This is a genomic window from Neopusillimonas aromaticivorans, from assembly GCF_030344915.1.
GTDB lineage: Bacteria > Pseudomonadota > Gammaproteobacteria > Burkholderiales > Burkholderiaceae_B > Neopusillimonas > Neopusillimonas aromaticivorans.
This window is the reverse complement of sequence record NZ_CP128233.1, coordinates 92,817-107,490: the sequence shown is the minus strand read 5'-3', so window position 1 is coordinate 107,490 and position 14,674 is coordinate 92,817. Positions and strand designations below refer to the sequence as shown.

At 52.1% G+C, this 14,674-nt stretch carries 16 protein-coding genes and 1 tRNA gene; 13 read left to right on the top strand and 4 right to left on the bottom strand.

All coding sequences use genetic code 11. The features are described from left to right. Positions 1 to 13: 13 nt before the first annotated feature. The 6 genes from N7E01_RS00565 (at position 14) to N7E01_RS00545 (ending at position 5,805) form a co-directional block, all read left to right on the top strand. Positions 14 to 397, top strand: a complete 384-nt coding sequence (locus N7E01_RS00565; protein WP_289174030.1) for a hypothetical protein — start codon at positions 14 to 16, stop codon at positions 395 to 397. 172 nt (positions 398 to 569) lie between these two features. Then, entirely contained in the window at positions 570 to 1,355 is a 786-nt protein-coding gene (locus tag N7E01_RS00560) for an OmpA/MotB family protein (RefSeq protein WP_289174028.1), read from the top strand. Next, positions 1,352 to 2,488 carry an EH signature domain-containing protein gene (locus tag N7E01_RS00555; protein ID WP_289174027.1) on the top strand — a complete coding sequence of 379 codons (1,137 nt, stop codon included), beginning with the start codon at positions 1,352 to 1,354 and terminating at the stop codon, positions 2,486 to 2,488. The genes N7E01_RS00560 and N7E01_RS00555 overlap by 4 nt, the downstream gene beginning before the upstream one ends. Positions 2,489 to 2,505: 17 nt before the next feature. Continuing rightward, the gene (locus N7E01_RS18205) at positions 2,506 to 2,673 is read left to right on the top strand and encodes a hypothetical protein (protein WP_350495052.1); all 168 of its coding nucleotides are present in this window, start codon (positions 2,506 to 2,508) and stop codon (positions 2,671 to 2,673) included. Positions 2,674 to 2,687: 14 nt separating this feature from the next. Then, positions 2,688 to 3,791 (top strand): hypothetical protein, encoded by a 1,104-nt coding sequence (locus N7E01_RS00550; protein WP_289174026.1) that lies wholly within the window; start codon positions 2,688 to 2,690, stop codon positions 3,789 to 3,791. A gap of 211 nt (positions 3,792 to 4,002) precedes the next feature. Then, positions 4,003 to 5,805, top strand: coding sequence for a DEAD/DEAH box helicase (locus tag N7E01_RS00545; RefSeq protein ID WP_289174023.1), 1,803 nt, complete (start codon positions 4,003 to 4,005; stop codon positions 5,803 to 5,805). 160 nt (positions 5,806 to 5,965) lie between these two features. On the opposite strand, the gene N7E01_RS00540 is transcribed toward N7E01_RS00545, so the two are convergent. Continuing rightward, positions 5,966 to 7,143, bottom strand: a protein-coding gene (locus tag N7E01_RS00540; protein ID WP_289173096.1) for an IS3 family transposase whose coding sequence is annotated in 2 segments (ribosomal slippage) — positions 5,966 to 6,894 and positions 6,894 to 7,143 — 1,179 coding nt in all. Because the reading frame shifts where the segments join, the coding sequence is not laid out codon by codon here. Positions 7,144 to 7,485: 342 nt separating this feature from the next. On the opposite strand from N7E01_RS00540, the gene N7E01_RS00535 reads away from it, so the two are divergent. Continuing rightward, the gene (locus tag N7E01_RS00535; protein WP_289174021.1) at positions 7,486 to 7,614 is read left to right on the top strand and encodes a hypothetical protein; all 129 of its coding nucleotides are present in this window, start codon (positions 7,486 to 7,488) and stop codon (positions 7,612 to 7,614) included. Then, positions 7,611 to 7,898: a type II toxin-antitoxin system RelE/ParE family toxin gene (locus N7E01_RS00530; RefSeq protein ID WP_289174020.1), complete on the top strand. Its 288-nt coding sequence runs from the start codon at positions 7,611 to 7,613 to the stop codon at positions 7,896 to 7,898. The genes N7E01_RS00535 and N7E01_RS00530 overlap by 4 nt, the downstream gene beginning before the upstream one ends. A 98-nt stretch (positions 7,899 to 7,996) precedes the next feature. On the opposite strand, the gene N7E01_RS00525 is transcribed toward N7E01_RS00530, so the two are convergent. Together N7E01_RS00525 and N7E01_RS00520 are read right to left on the bottom strand one after the other, a co-directional pair. Next, positions 7,997 to 8,074: transfer RNA gene (locus N7E01_RS00525), tRNA-Ile, on the bottom strand. 40 nt (positions 8,075 to 8,114) lie between these two features. Next, complete coding sequence (locus N7E01_RS00520) at positions 8,115 to 8,255, bottom strand: hypothetical protein (RefSeq protein WP_289174018.1); 141 nt, start codon at positions 8,253 to 8,255, stop codon at positions 8,115 to 8,117. A gap of 145 nt (positions 8,256 to 8,400) precedes the next feature. On the opposite strand from N7E01_RS00520, the gene N7E01_RS00515 reads away from it, so the two are divergent. Then, entirely contained in the window at positions 8,401 to 8,991 is a 591-nt protein-coding gene (locus N7E01_RS00515; RefSeq protein WP_289174016.1) for a SecDF P1 head subdomain-containing protein, read from the top strand. Positions 8,992 to 9,212: 221 nt separating this feature from the next. Next, on the top strand, positions 9,213 to 10,508 hold the full coding sequence (locus N7E01_RS00510) for an aspartate carbamoyltransferase (RefSeq protein ID WP_289174014.1): 1,296 nt from the start codon (positions 9,213 to 9,215) through the stop codon (positions 10,506 to 10,508). A 169-nt stretch (positions 10,509 to 10,677) separates the two neighbouring features. Here the strand turns inward: N7E01_RS00510 and N7E01_RS00505 are convergent, their stop codons facing one another. Beyond that, positions 10,678 to 11,580 carry a recombination-associated protein RdgC gene (locus N7E01_RS00505; protein WP_289174012.1) on the bottom strand — a complete coding sequence of 301 codons (903 nt, stop codon included), beginning with the start codon at positions 11,578 to 11,580 and terminating at the stop codon, positions 10,678 to 10,680. 517 nt (positions 11,581 to 12,097) lie between these two features. Between N7E01_RS00505 and recA the strand changes: the two genes are divergently transcribed. The 3 genes from recA (at position 12,098) to N7E01_RS00490 (ending at position 14,619) form a co-directional block, all read left to right on the top strand. Beyond that, the gene (recA, locus tag N7E01_RS00500; RefSeq protein ID WP_289174010.1) at positions 12,098 to 13,195 is read left to right on the top strand and encodes a recombinase RecA; all 1,098 of its coding nucleotides are present in this window, start codon (positions 12,098 to 12,100) and stop codon (positions 13,193 to 13,195) included. Positions 13,196 to 13,243: 48 nt separating this feature from the next. After that, complete coding sequence (recX, locus tag N7E01_RS00495) at positions 13,244 to 13,897, top strand: recombination regulator RecX (protein WP_289174008.1); 654 nt, start codon at positions 13,244 to 13,246, stop codon at positions 13,895 to 13,897. 74 nt (positions 13,898 to 13,971) lie between these two features. After that, the gene (locus tag N7E01_RS00490; RefSeq protein WP_289174006.1) at positions 13,972 to 14,619 is read left to right on the top strand and encodes a DUF2889 domain-containing protein; all 648 of its coding nucleotides are present in this window, start codon (positions 13,972 to 13,974) and stop codon (positions 14,617 to 14,619) included. The last annotated feature ends 55 nt before the right edge of the window (positions 14,620 to 14,674 follow it).

Here is a 14,674-nt window from a genome sequence, read left to right as displayed (position 1 = left end):
TATTGAGACCTCTGTGCGCATGTTGGCAGAAAGTACGCATGCGGCTACCGAAACAATCAAGAGGTCTGCTGAAAGTACAGCAAAATCTGCTGCTGATGCGCTTGAGTCCGCTCGTGTGATTTTGGGTGGTCAGGCAAAGGCAATTGAAGCGTCGCTGAGTCAGGTTTCTGAAATGTTGAAGCGCATGGATGAACAAGGTGATCACTTGGATACCATTGATGAAAAATTGGGAAATGCATTTGATCAATTCAATCGTCAGGTTGCGAGTGCTGTTGAGGGGATGCGTTCACACGTCACTGAGTTGCAACAAAGCCTTATGCCCGCAGTCGATACCCTTAGAGAAGTGGTTGAACAAGCCCAGTTGTTTATGCCCCAATCTGTTGGCAGGGGACGCTGATGCGGCGCCTTGATCGGCACCATGAGTCTGAGGGCGAAGAAAGTGCCTTCGTCTCGATGACTGACATGACGGTGAGCTTTTTGTTCATTGTGATGATTTTGCTGGCTTTTTTGCCAGTCAGTACAGCGGATCGGATGTCGTAGCAAAGTCAGAGTATCAGCGGGTAACCAGTTTGCTGAAAGCCGTCGAGGCAGAGCGTGATGAACTCCTCGAGAAAACCAAAAAACAGCTTGTCGAGATCACGGAACTCAACAAAAAAGTAATCGAATTAGAGGCAGAAATTAAACGGTTAAAAGAGCAGTTGAGCAAGCTAGGGTTGACGGACCCGCTCGAACGTTATTTAGCCGAAACCGCTGCAGAAAGACGTCGAATTCTTGAAACTTTACAAAATGAACTGAAGGTGGATTTTCCTGAGCTTAAAGTGGTGATCAGCCAGGAGTCTGATGCTTTGCGCTTTGAGGGAGATGGCCTTTTCAACAGTGGTTCAAGCGACCTTAGAGCTGATCGCAGGGCTATTGTTGAGAAAATTGCTTCACGTTTAGATCAATTATTGCCATGTTACACCTTGGGCGAGAGGGCAAGGTGGAGTGCAGCCTGTAACTTGGGTTTTTCCGTGATTGAAGCCGTCCAGATTGAGGGGCACACTGACTCTGTAGGTAGCGAAAACAGTAATCTTGTGCTGTCGACAGCAAGAGCCAATACAACATTCATGGCGATGACGGCTAAAGAGCCAGGGTTGACTGAGCATTTGAACGTTCGAAAGCAGCCCGTTTTGTCTGTTGCTGGTTATGGAGAAATGCGTCCCGTGACCGATAACAACTCATCAGAGGGGCGAGCTACCAACCGTCGTATAGACTTGCGTATCATCATGTACACGCCTGCCAAGTCTGAAGAAATTGACAAAATACGAAATATTCTGAATGCAGCTGACGCCCAGGATAATGGGAGAGTGCAATGAGACTATCGGCCCGTTTATCCATACCACTACCTCTTTATCAAACGGTCAAGTTGCCATCATTAGTCAAATTGCAGTCTGCCGCTAAGCGTGTCCTTGATCGGTGGCCAGACGTTGTTAGGGATCCCCCAGAGCGTGACCGTGAGCGAATCATTCAAGAGCTAAAGCGCCGGCTTGATCAAAATGATTGGGAAAACACAAAATTGTCTTTTGTGACCATGGCGGCAAAGATTGCCTTTGATGCTGATTGGCGCGATAGGCCTGATCTTGGTGATGTGCGGCGCTTTTACTATGAGGAGACACGTCTTTCAAATTACACAAGTTTTTTGTCAGGCATGTTTTCGGTCTATGTCTCCACTTATTCACCAGGTGCTGAACATACCAAACAATTGGCAATGGCTTTGAAAAAATCGCAAGCCCACCTTGGTGGGCGCTGGCGTGCTGTGCTTGATAAAACACCAGAGTGTCTGCAGCCCGCTCAGGCCCACAAAGTTTTGTGCAAAAAAATTCAGGGTTCCGAAAAACCATGGGAAGAAATTCGAGATCTTGGCTTTTTAACGGTGTCAGCACCCGGTTTGGTTGAGCATGTTCATTACGAATTTGTGAAAGCAATACGACCTGAATTATTCAAGCGCGAGTACATGGAGAGGTTGATTGGCTGGCTGAAGCCCGATGAGAACGCCCCTCCACGCGTAAATGGAGCCCATGTCGCGGTAGCCGCCTTATTGGAGCCATGGATGTCTGAAGATCCTGTCCAATCGGATCAAAGTTACCTTGTTGAAAGTTTGCTGGGTTTGTATGGAGACCCTCGGGTTCAGCGCGTTGGCGTGTGGGCGATTATTCCGGAACAAGTGCTTGATGTAATGCTTCGTTGGTTGACCAGAGAAGACATCGAGTTTTTCCTCAGGGTTGTGACCCAAGTCGAACAAGAGCATTTACATAAATGGATGCCTCGGCGGGATTTCTGGTTGCGCCTTTATAAAGAAGGGCGGATTGATGCGGCTTGGGTAGCATTTAGTTATGACGCAGAGCTGGAAGCCAAGAAGATAAGCAATCGTATCCGGGATAACGATTTGGTTAGTTATGGTCGCCAAACTGATGGGGGAATCGTAAGAATACGTCGTTACTGCTTTTGAAAATCGGCAGAAAAATTGTGGTCGAGGGGTCCCATGACTACAAAGTACATGTTTTTGATGAAAGTAATCGCCATGCCCCTGTGCTGTATAAAAGTGTTTACAGCTGCGAGGCCATAAGGTTGAAAAGCAACAAATCCAGAGCGCACCTGTCAGGTTGGCAGAATTGGGTCGAAGAACACATATGAAATCGGAGCCATCCATGCAGTTAGCCTTGAGTTTTGATCAGAACTCGATTGTTTTGAAAATGACTGGGCCACAAGATGGTTTCTTGAAGAGTTTGCTTCGAAAGACTCAAACTAAAGATCTCGAGACCTCACTCAATGACAACCCCAGGTTGGCATTTGCAGTCGCTGACCTTAGAGCGTTGGCAGACGAAATGCCAGGATCCATGTTAATTGACGATAATTCAATAAAGTTGTCGCATCTTCTGGCTTCTAGGCTTAGCGAAAATGCCGCGCAGACATTAGGCCTACCCCCATTGGTTCATCTAACATTGAAAACAGAAGCTGCGGGTAGTCTCGGAGCTGGCAACTTCTCCCTTCGTTACGAGTGGTATAAAAATGGGCAGCGCCAGTTGCCACAGCGTATTGGCTGCATCCTGAAAACGGCTGATGGCTCGAGAAGAATTCCTTCTTGGATGCTTGAGGCGATTGATGTTGCGGATTCTCATAAGTCGGGGCAGGGTGACGATGTGGATTGGGAGGCGCTTGCCAGGTTCAGAAGAGCGCTTGAACCCGATGCCTCTGTCGATGCTGGTAGTCAGGATGCTCGTGTCGCGATGACAGAGTTCTTGCAGGGCTTGCAAGTGCGACTGGTCGATAGGTTCTCGATTTCACCGAACGAAGCATTAGACGATTTTGATGTTGTTCCATTTTCAGCGGAAAGCCTGGATTCAAAAGGCGTTGCTGCCGATGACGTTTCCGAGAGTGTCAGCGAGCTTGATGGTACCGATCTTGCGGTCTTTCAGCAGCGTGTGCGTCAAAGAGGGGCTCTGGCTGCTTATCGCGTGGCTGGTGGCAATTATGTTGTCGTTGATCGTAGCGCTGCGCCAGTACTAGGTGTAATGGCCGAGATGCAACGCGCCCCTCTTAAGGCGAGGTCAGCCTTTATTCGTAACCCGCGTGAACGTATTTCACAAGCTATTGAAGAGCATCTGAGATCGTCCGGAAAACTGGATAACTTGATTCAAACTGAGCAGGCAGAGCTCATTGAGTCTACTGCACACCCCTTTTTCTTGAAACTCGAGAGTTTTCAGAGCGTGTCACCGGGATTGTCGTATTCAGTAAACCTGACCTTGATTTAGGCGATGGCCGCAGTACAACCTGGTTGCCTGAAGAGTTTGGGCAAGAGCTGCGCGAGGCTATTGAAAATATGCCTGTTGATCAGCAAAAAAGTTACGTCAAAAAATACGTCAGGCCATAGACGAAAATCAGCCGGTTGTTGAGTATTCTGGACTGACCCTACCCGCCAATCGCGTCACAGAGACTGTTCTTGACGAGCTGATTGCAAAGCAGGTGGATGACTCCTCCGAGTTTGACGAATCTGATGCCGAACAGTTTGAAGACAGAAATGACGGGCCTGTAGTTCTTGAAACCGCAGTCAATTTCGATGAGTTGCGGTGGCTGTCGAAAATAAAGCCTCGCCAGTGTGTTTCATCGATTGAGCAGGTACCGAATTTAAAGACGAGTTTGAAAAACCATCAGCAAGATTGCTTTCGTTGGCAAGTTGCTGCATGGCTAGCCGGTTTACCAGGTGTTTTGAATGCCGATGAGCAAGGCTTGGGTAAGACGCTTGAGACGATTTCTTTCTTGTCTTGGCTCAAAAATGAGATGGCCAGCCCTGGGGCTAGCGTTTCCGGCCCTGTCCTTGTCGTTGCGCCGACATCGCTACTACAAAACTGGGAAATGGAGGTACAGCAACACCTTGAGGATAAGGGTCTTGGGCATCTGATCCGGCTTTTTGGTGCTGGTCTACAGTCCAAGCGTGCCTCTGGAGCACATGGTACCGACATTGAAAAGGGTGAGGTAAAACTTGATTTAAGTGCTCTGCATGAGGCCGTTACCGAGGGAAGGGCGCATCGTTTCTGGGTTTTAACAACCTATACAACATTGGCAAACTACCAGCATTCTTTAGGAAGGATCAAGTTTGCAGCAATCGTCTTTGACGAAATTCAGGCCTTGAAAAACCCAGCAAGTTTGCGGGCCGTAGCGGCCAGGGCGATGCAGGCTGATTTTCGCATCGGTCTAACGGGAACGCCTATTGAGAATTCGGTGATAGATCTTTGGGCGATCATGGATCAGCTGGCCCCCGGTATGTTTGAAAGTCTTCAACACTTTCGCGTTCGATATGCTCAGCCCGATGAAAACAATATGGCGGATCTTTATAGAAGGGTTTTTGAGGCGCCGTCAGGTCAGGTGCCTTTAGCGATCAGGCGCATTAAAGATGAAGTGGCGCGTGACTTACCCGCCAAGGGGCGTTTACTTCATCCACGCTTGATGCCTGCTGCCCAAGCGCAACAGTATGACGCCGCACGGTTAAGTTTGTTGGCCTCCACGCGAGGCATGGCTTTGAAGGTACTGCACCATATTCGTACCGTCTCTGTTCATCCATCGCTTCACTCCCATCAAGGATCTGATAATGATTTTGTCGCCCTATCAGCCCGATTGGGTGCCACTATGGAGATTCTGGAAAAAATCAGGAATAACGGTGAACGGGTACTGGTATTTATCGAGCACAGACAAATGCAATATCGCTTTATTGCACTTGTTAAGGCTATTTTTGGGTTGAGGCACATTGATCTGATAAACGGTGATACCCCTATTCAACAACGCCAGGCCATTGTGAATAAATTTCAGTCGCATTTGAGCGAAGATGGTGGCTTTGATGTGCTGGTGTTAGGGCCAAAAGCGGCTGGCACGGGTCTTACGCTTACAGCGGCAACACATGTGATCCATCTTTCCCGATGGTGGAATCCCGCTGTGGAAGAGCAGTGTAATGATCGAGTACATCGTATTGGTCAAACCAAAAATGTTTATGTTCATGTGCCGTTAGCAATTCATCCTCAATACCTCGAGCATTCTTTCGATTGCCTGTTGCATAGTTTGATGCAGCGTAAACGGCGTATAGCTTCTTCTGTGTTGTGGCCCATGGGTGATACAGAGGACGATGCTGCGACATTACAGAATGGTTTGGGGGCAGAGCAAAGAGGAGATATTGATAAAACTACTGCGGTCGAAGTTGCCATGAAGGCGACATTTGCACGAGATGGTCTTGGTGAGCCCGTTTTTACGAGTGATGGGGCTATTTCTTATAAATAGTCGGCCCTGAAATATCCCCTCAACCTGCATAAACACTGATGATTGGTGCAATTTCCGATACCCGGAACTCCCAATTTGTTGTCCAATAGAGGCTGTTTTCTGGGAGTTTTATTTCGATGTTTGAGGTTCCCTCTGTTTTTCGTCTACCAAAGGGCGTTGTTCATGCTACCAGCTTTTCCTTTGCTTGCTGACTAAGCCAACGGTGCAGGTAATTGCTTGGCGATAAATATCCGAGAGTTGAATGCTGCCTTTTCCGGTTGTAAAACACCTCAATGTATTCAAAGCTCATGTCTCTGGCCTCGTCTCGTGTCTGGAACCGTTTACCAAAGACGCGCTCGTGTTTGAAACTGTTGAACCAGCTTTCCGTTGGTGCATTGTCCCAGCAGTTACCCTTTCGACTCATCGAACAAGTCATGCCATATTCCGACAACAGCGATTGAAAGGCATGGCTCGCGTATTGACTTCCCCGATCAGAGTGATGGATCAAGCCCGCAGCTGGCCGGCGCCGAAACCAGGCCATGGTCAGTGCGTCGGTCACAATATCAGCAGTCATGCGTGGTTTCAAAGACCAGCCAACCACTTCCCGGTTAAACAGATCCAGAACGATGGCCAGGTACAGCCAGCCTTCATCTGTCCACAGGTAGGTGATGTCGGACGTCCAGACTTCATTCGGCGCGCTGGGCGTAAAGTTGCGATCCAACAAGTTTTGCGCCACCGGCAGACTGTGTTTCGAATCCGTTGTGGCTTTGTAGCGGCGCTTGTGCCGTGCTCGCACATTGTTTTCTCGCATCAATCGTTCCACCCGCGCTTTACTGGCCGAGAACCCCCGGTTTCGCAGTTCCCTCAGCATGCGCGGGCTGCCATAGGCGCCCTTGAGCTCGGCATGGATCGCCTTGATCAGTGCCAGCATCTGCGCATCCGTCAACCGCTTGCGGCTAGGCGTACCACCACGCTTCCAGCAGCGATAGCCGCTGACGCTGACCGCCAAGACGCCGCACATTTGTGCCAAACCGTACTCCTGACGATGCTGATCAATCCAGGCGTACTTCACAGTGCATCTTTCGCGAAGTACGCCGCTGCCTTTTTTATGATTTCGTTCTCACGCTTGAGTCTGACATTCTCAGCCCGTAGTCGCGAGAGCTCCATCTGCTCTTCAGAAACTGGCTTGCTTGAAGAGCCTGTCAACGCACCACGAGCTGCTGCGTTCGACCAGTTTCGTAACGTCTGCTCATTGATGCCAAGCTCCTTGGCAGCCGCTGAAAACGACTGCCCATCCTTGACCCGCTTGACGGCTAATTCCTTGAACTCCAGGGTGTATGACTGTCGAGGTATCTTCATTGCTCATCTTCCTTCAAGTGACGTTAATAATATGTCACCCAGATGGAAGACGAAATATCAAGGGAAGCTCATCGGGCATCGTATCGATTTTACGTCTTTTTCGGGGAGCCGCAGATGTCAACAACCAAAGGGCCGGGGCAGGCCTGGTGGGAATCTCATTTAAATGCCATCGCCAGTGAGGGCATTGGTAAGCGTTCAGCCAACCCCATCTTGAATCCGCTGACGCTGTGTTAGAGCATACGTGTCCATTTATTTTTCCATGGACACGTATGCACCAAGATACTAATGGTCGGCGTCGGCGCCGTAAACACTCCCCGCGTACAAAGCCGAACTGGTCCAGCTGTGCTTGTAGTGGTCAAGCAGTCGCGGGCGTCTGCGGAGGCTGGCAAGCTGATTCCCGCTGCCGATGTTGAAGCCCGCTTTGCTGCCCGCCGCGCCGCGACCCGTGCCCGCATGGCTGCTCCTGAATGATGGAGCTGCTATGGACGCCAGAAGCCGTCAGGGATCGTGAGGAGATCTACGACTACATCGAGAAAGACAACCCCCTTGCTGCCCTGGCACTTGATGACCTGATAGCAGAAAGAACAGCAGTGCTTCAGGATTTCCCAAGAATGGGCCGGGAAGGGAGGGTGCCGGACACATTTGAGCTGGTCGTCCACGGCAGCTACTTGGTTGTGTATGAAATTGTAGAAGCGCAGGTGCGAATCCTGAATGTCGTGCATACCGCTCGGCAATGGCCGCCACTGCAAGAATAAGTGATGTACATGACCGCCCCGTTTCCGAAAAGTGCTTACATGGAAGTGGGCAGCAAAAAGGCCAATCCCGAAGAATTGGCCCAAGTGCTTGATTTTATTGGTGGGCCCCCGAGAGTCGAACTCGGCACCAACGGATTATGAGTCCGCTGCTCTAACCAGGCATGAGCTAGAGGCCCTTATTATTAATTGGGGGCAGTATTCCTGCCGCCCAAAAACTTATTTGCTTTCCAGCAATTGTGTTTGCTGACCGATGCCTTCAGCGCCCTTCAGGTAGAAGAAACCAAACAAGGCGATGAAAACCAGTGTGATGATGGCGGTAACCAGCCCTGCGGAAAACTTGGGTTTGTCATTAGCCATGTTGGCCTCCGTTCAATAGATTGTTGGTTGCTTTTGCTTTCAGAGGCCGCATTATAACGGCATTTCTGCGGCTGTCGGCGGGTGGGCCGGATTGGATATGGCCTGCTAAAATCGGGTATCAATTTTGAAGCACAAAAGGGGAGCTATGAAAACAGTTCATCATGCAGGCCGGTTCTTGTTGCCACTGGGGCTGTTGGCGTTGGCAGCGTGTCAATCCGTGCCAGTCGGGCAGGGGCAGGCCGACTCAGCAGGTGCGGTCACGGCACCGGCTCAGGCCGTGGCAGAACCGCTCAAACCGGCTGAAACTGTTCAGGCAACCCGTCAGGGGGCACCTGTTGCTGTTTTTCTGGCTGATATCCAGGAGCATGCGGGGTGGCGGCCTGTGCAAATCCAGTCAGGCACCATTTATCTGAATCCGCAGCCTGTTATTACGCGTCAGGATCTCAGTGATGTTCGCGCAGGCTCCAGTCCGCAGGGCGATGGTTTGCTGGCCCTGGGGTTGACTGATGTGGGCAAGAAGAAAGTGCAAGACATCACGGCGGCTAATCCCAATATGCGCCTGGCATTGGTGGTCGGGCGCACCATGATGGCAGCACCGGGCTATAGTTCCGCGGTCACCACTGACCAACTGGTGTTTGGTGTGGGTACAGAAGCCAATGCCACGGCGGCAGCCCGTGCTATTGCAGGTGTTCCACCCGAGCCGGCAACCGGGGCTGCTGGCACCGCAGCCCAATAGGTGGCTCTGCTAACTGTGCGCGTTTGCAGCTTGCAGGTATCTTTGATCCGATAGGGACAGGATGCTCTCAAAATCGCAAACGCAGGCTTGGTGATGAATGACGCCCGTTATGGTTTGAACCAGACGGGCGTTGTTTTTTGCCTAAAGCGCACATAAATTTCTCGTAAAAGAGGTTGGTCCAAAATAAAATATACGCAGTGCGTATATTTAAAGGGTGGCTCATGTCTGTTTCTCAGCAAGTTTTTCTGCGCGACGCGATGCGTCGTCTAAATTTGACGCGTGATGTTTTCGCTGCGCGTATTGGTGTGAAGCGTCGTGCGCTCGACACGTGGTTGCTACCCGAGGGCTCCCAGGAAGCACGCAGCATGCCTGAGGTCGTGGGTCGGTTTGTGACCGAAATCGTTGAAAACGAGTCGTTGCTGCGAAAGTATGCGCAAAGTGCACAATCGGGTCCGCTACGTGATCGCATTGCCATTGAAGGCAAGCACCAGTTGTTATCGGTTGATCAGTTTTCGCGGGAATCGGTTGAAGAGCTGTTTCGCATTGCCGATCTGATGCAGCCGATTGCACGGCGTCAAAAGGTATCGCGTGTGCTGGAAGGGGCCGTTCTGGGCAACTTGTTTTTCGAGGCCAGTACGCGAACCCGTGTCAGTTTCGGTGCGGCATTTTGCCGGCTGGGTGGTTCGGTTTGTGACACCACCGGCTTTACGTTTTCGTCGATGGCCAAGGGCGAATCAATTTACGATACCAGCCGTGTGCTAAGTGGCTATGTCGATGCCATGGTGATTCGCCACCCTGAAAAGGGCTCGGTTGCCGAGTTCGCGCGCGCCACGAATATCCCGGTGGTAAACGGTGGTGATGGCCCGGGCGAACACCCCAGCCAGGCACTGCTTGATTTGTACACAATTTTGACCGAGTTTTCGCGGTTGGGTAAATTGCTTGATGGTGCTCATATTGCGTTGGTCGGTGATCTGAAATATGGTCGCACTGTGCATTCGCTGATCAAGCTGCTGGCCCTGTATCGTGGCCTGAAATTCACGCTGATTTCACCGCGCGGTCTTGAGATGCCCGATTACATTCTTGAGCAAGTCAGCCAGGGCGGTGGGCATGTCATTGAGCAAAGCAACTCGCTTGAAGAAGGGTTGGTGGGTGCTGATGTCATTTACGCTACCCGGGTGCAAAAAGAGCGTTTTTCAGGCGAAGACCTTGAGGGCTACAGTGCCGATTTTCAGGTGAACAAAGCGATTGTCGATAAATGTTGCGGCCCTGACGTTATTGTTATGCACCCGTTGCCGCGCGACAGCCGGGAAGGTGCCAATGACCTGAGCGTTGACCTGAACGATGACCCGCGTCTGGCGATTTTCCGCCAGACCGACAACGGTATCCCGGTGCGTATGGCGATTTTTGCGGTATTGCTGGGTGTTGAGGGCTTGGTGCAGCATTCGCTGCGTGATGTAACCTGGAGCCCGCCCACGCACATTGGCCCTGATGACAGCATTTTTCATGGTATCGATTGATACGACATTTGCCGATGATTCCCGCCAATGATTCTGACCGTTAGTGCGGCATGTCGTGGCGGTTTTTCCGGCAGTCAGGCCGATAAGCAGTAATGCTGTGTTCGACATGGCCCCGCAATGACGGGGCCGTTTTGCGAACGGGTGGTGTGGCAGTGAAACAGCCTGGCGGTCAATGGGTGGTTTTTTCGCCGCCCAGTGCACCGATAAGGTCATCAAGCAGTTTTGACAGTTCGCCGCTCATCAGTGCGAAGTCAGTGTCGAACGCATCGGCATCATTGGCGGCGACAGCGTCGGGGCCTTCTTTGATGACATCAAGGGGCGAGACGCGTTTGATGTCAAGGCCGTCGGTCAGGACAAATGACACGCGGTCTGCCCATGTCAGCGCCAGCCGTGTGCATTGTTTGCCGTTTTCGACGTGTTTACGCACTTCGTCGGCTTCAAGCGAGTGCCGCACATAGCGTACGGCAGCACCGCTTTCGCTGGTGGAGCGCAATTCGGTGTCTTGATCGATGCTGAACGGGCCGGGAGCTTCGTTATCGACCAGCCAGCTGGTCATGGCCGAGGCGGGAGAGATTTCGGTGTACAGCGGGCTGACCGGGAATGGGTCAAAGACCTTGGCCAGCATGCCCAGGACTTCGTCGCTTTTGGCGCTGGCGGCAGCATCGATGACCAGCCAGTGATTGTGCGTGTCGACCCATACCCGGGTGTCACGATAGACGCTGAAGGCCTTGGGCAGCAGTTCTTCGGTAACCCGTTCTTTGATTTCCTTCATTTGCTTGCGGCCTGGCTTGTAGCCTTGCTGTTCTTCGATGTCTTGGGCGCGCGCACGGGCCACCTGATTGACGACGGTGCTGGGCAACAGTTTTTTGTCGGCGCGCAGTGCAAACAGAAGTTGGCCGTTAAGAGCATGAACCAGGCCCAGGCCTTCAGCAGGCGGGACCCACCCCAGGCTTTGCATATCGTGGCTGCTGCCGGGCCTGAACGCCATTTTTTCAAGGGCGTCTTCAATGGCCCCGGTAGAAGGGGCCCAGGTGGGCGCGAGACGGAAGACTTTCAGATTTTTGAACCACATAATTAGGTAGCCTGAGCAAAGAAAAACAGAAGCGAGTGATTGTAAGCCTAAAAAAAGCGGGGTAGGCTTAAAGAAATTTGTGCGGCTGGACGAAAAAATTTGAGGCTGGACAAATAAATGTGTGGTTAAGCCAGAAAGACTGTTGCCGTATGAAAAAGTAGGGTGACAGGCCGAGCAGCGGGTTGTGTGTCGAAAATATCCGGCGCGGAAACTACGATAGTGTGTCGCGCAAATTACGGTTGATGATGAGTGAAGCGTGACTTGGTGTACGTCGCTGTGCCACGCCTGATTGGGGCCACGCGATTGAGGCTGAAAGGCAGTGTGTGAGGCCTGAAACGCTATTCTGAAGGCTTTGGTTTGGGTTTTGGTCGAGTGCGCCATCGTTAACTGATGCGCAACGATGCGGGCGTATTGATGTCGGTGTTTTGGTTGTGAACAGATATATTACTGTTTATCTGTATTTTTATACAGTATAATTTGATGCAATAATTCAGTTTTTCCAATGCAAGGAACCACCATGGACGTCAAACAAAGCAAAACCGCTTCCGCAGAGCGCGCCAAGGCGCTTTCGGCGGCCCTGTCGCAAATCGAAAAGCAATTTGGCAAGGGTTCGGTCATGCGCTATGGCGACAACCAGGTCGAACACGATATCCAGGTGGTTTCCACTGGCTCGCTTGGTCTTGATATCGCCTTGGGCGTCGGTGGTCTGCCGCGTGGTCGTGTTGTTGAAATCTATGGGCCTGAATCGTCCGGTAAAACCACGCTTACACTGCAGGTCATTGCCGAAATGCAAAAGCTCGGCGGCACCTGTGCGTTCATCGACGCCGAACATGCCCTCGATGTTCAGTACGCCTCGCGCCTCGGGGTCAACCTTACCGACTTGCTGATCTCCCAGCCCGATACCGGCGAGCAGGCGCTTGAAATTACCGACGCCCTGGTGCGTTCGGGCAGTGTCGACCTTATCGTTATCGACTCGGTAGCCGCTTTGGTGCCCAAGGCCGAAATCGAAGGCGACATGGGTGACTCCTTGCCCGGCCTGCAGGCTCGCCTCATGAGTCAGGCGCTGCGCAAGCTTACGGCCAATATCAAGCGCGCCAACTGCATGGTCATTTTCATCAATCAAATCCGCATGAAAATCGGCGTCATGTTTGGTAACCCTGAAACAACCACGGGTGGTAACGCGCTCAAGTTTTACTCGTCGGTACGTCTTGATATCCGTCGCATCGGTTCCATCAAAAAGGGCGATGAGGTCGTTGGCAACGAAACCCGCGTCAAAATCGTCAAGAACAAGGTGGCGCCACCTTTCAAGCAGGCCGAATTCGACATCATGTACGGTGCAGGTATTTCGCGCGAAGGCGAAATCATCGATCTTGGTGTGCAGGCGGGCATCGTCGACAAGGCTGGGGCATGGTTCAGCTACAACGGCACCCGTATTGGTCAAGGTAAAGATAATGTCCGCGAATACCTGAAAGAACACCCCGCCATGGCCATCGAAATCGAAAATCGTGTGCGTGAGCAAATGGGTGTGGTGGCGCGTGCGCAGGCTCAGGCGTATTCAGAATCGCCCGACTCTCCCGCTCCCGACGAAGATCTTGAAGGCCAACCCGAAGATTGAACGGCAATTTCCTGGGCCTTTATCCACATGACCTGAGTCCTTGTCCCTATGGTTGCCGATCCCGACGATGAATTTGAACAACTGGCGTTGCCCGAGGCGAAGCCGGTTCGTGCGAAGGGGGCAACCTTAATGGCAGGGGGCGCCGACGCTGACGTTTCGGTATGGCAGCGCTCCTCGACCAGGCGCAGGTCGTTTTCATCAGGTCGTGAAGGTGCCGGGTCTGCTGATATTGGCACAGGGCGAGCCAAAAGCGGCCCATCGCTGAAGGCCCGTGCCATTGGCTATTTATCTCGCCGCGAGCATTCCCGTGCCGAATTGCAACGAAAATTGCAGCCCTACGCCAATCCTGACGATCCTGACGAAATCCCGCGCCTGTTGAACGAGCTTGAACAAGGCAAGTGGTTATCCGATCAACGTTTTGCTCAAAGTCTGGTTAACCGGCGGGCACCCGCCAAAGGCTCAACGGTGATCATGCACGAACTGCGTCAACACGGCTTAACGGATACCGCGCTTGAATCCATTCGTCAGCAGCTTCAGGGTACTGAGTATGAACGTGCCCAGGCCGTCTGGGCACGCAAGTTCGGTACGGCGCCGGCCGATGCTCGCGAATACGCCCGTCAGGTACGATTTTTAGCGTCTCGTGGTTTTTCGCCCGCCATTTTGCGCCGCATTCTGGGCGAACTCGATGACTTTTCCATCTAGCGCCGGTTGCGCTAATCGTGTTGCTGTGCGTTATACTTTAAAAGTTTACTGCTCCATAGCACCAAGTCACGTTCATGCCACTACCGCCATCCACCGCTACCCGAGAGCACCTGCATACGCGCACAATGCGTGTCGATGCATACGCTCGGGACGACGGCCAGTGGGATCTCGAAGCTGAACTCATTGATGTGAAGGGTTACGATTTTCCCAAACACGACGGGTCTATCCATGTGGCGGGGCAGCCCGTGCATCATATGCATTTGCGTGTCACCATCGATGCCAGCTTCACCATCACCGAAGCCCTGGCGGCTTACGATGCCGCACCTTATAAAGAACACTGTTTCTGTATTGCGCCTGACTACAAAGACCTGGTGGGAATGAACCTGCTCAAGGGCTTCCGTAATGCAGTCAAGGCAAGGTTCGGGCGTACAGCAGGGTGTACCCACCTCAGCGAACTTTCTTACATTTTGCCTACGGCTGCCGTGCAAGCCATGGCCGGGCGCCGACGCAAACAGGCTGGCACCGAGAACAACGCGGTCGAAACCGAAGACAAAACCCGAAGCACTGATCCAGCCAAGCGGCCATTCCATATCGACGGCTGTCACGCCTTGCGGGTCGACAGCCCGATGACTCTTAAGTTTTATCCCCAATGGTATGTCAAATCGTCGTCGCCAGGCGAAGACGACAAGGCTGCGTCGGGGTCTGCAGTATCAGCCGGTTAGCCGGTGTCTTAACAGGCAAGTTTTTTCTTATTCTTTACGTTCTGACAGGTAACAA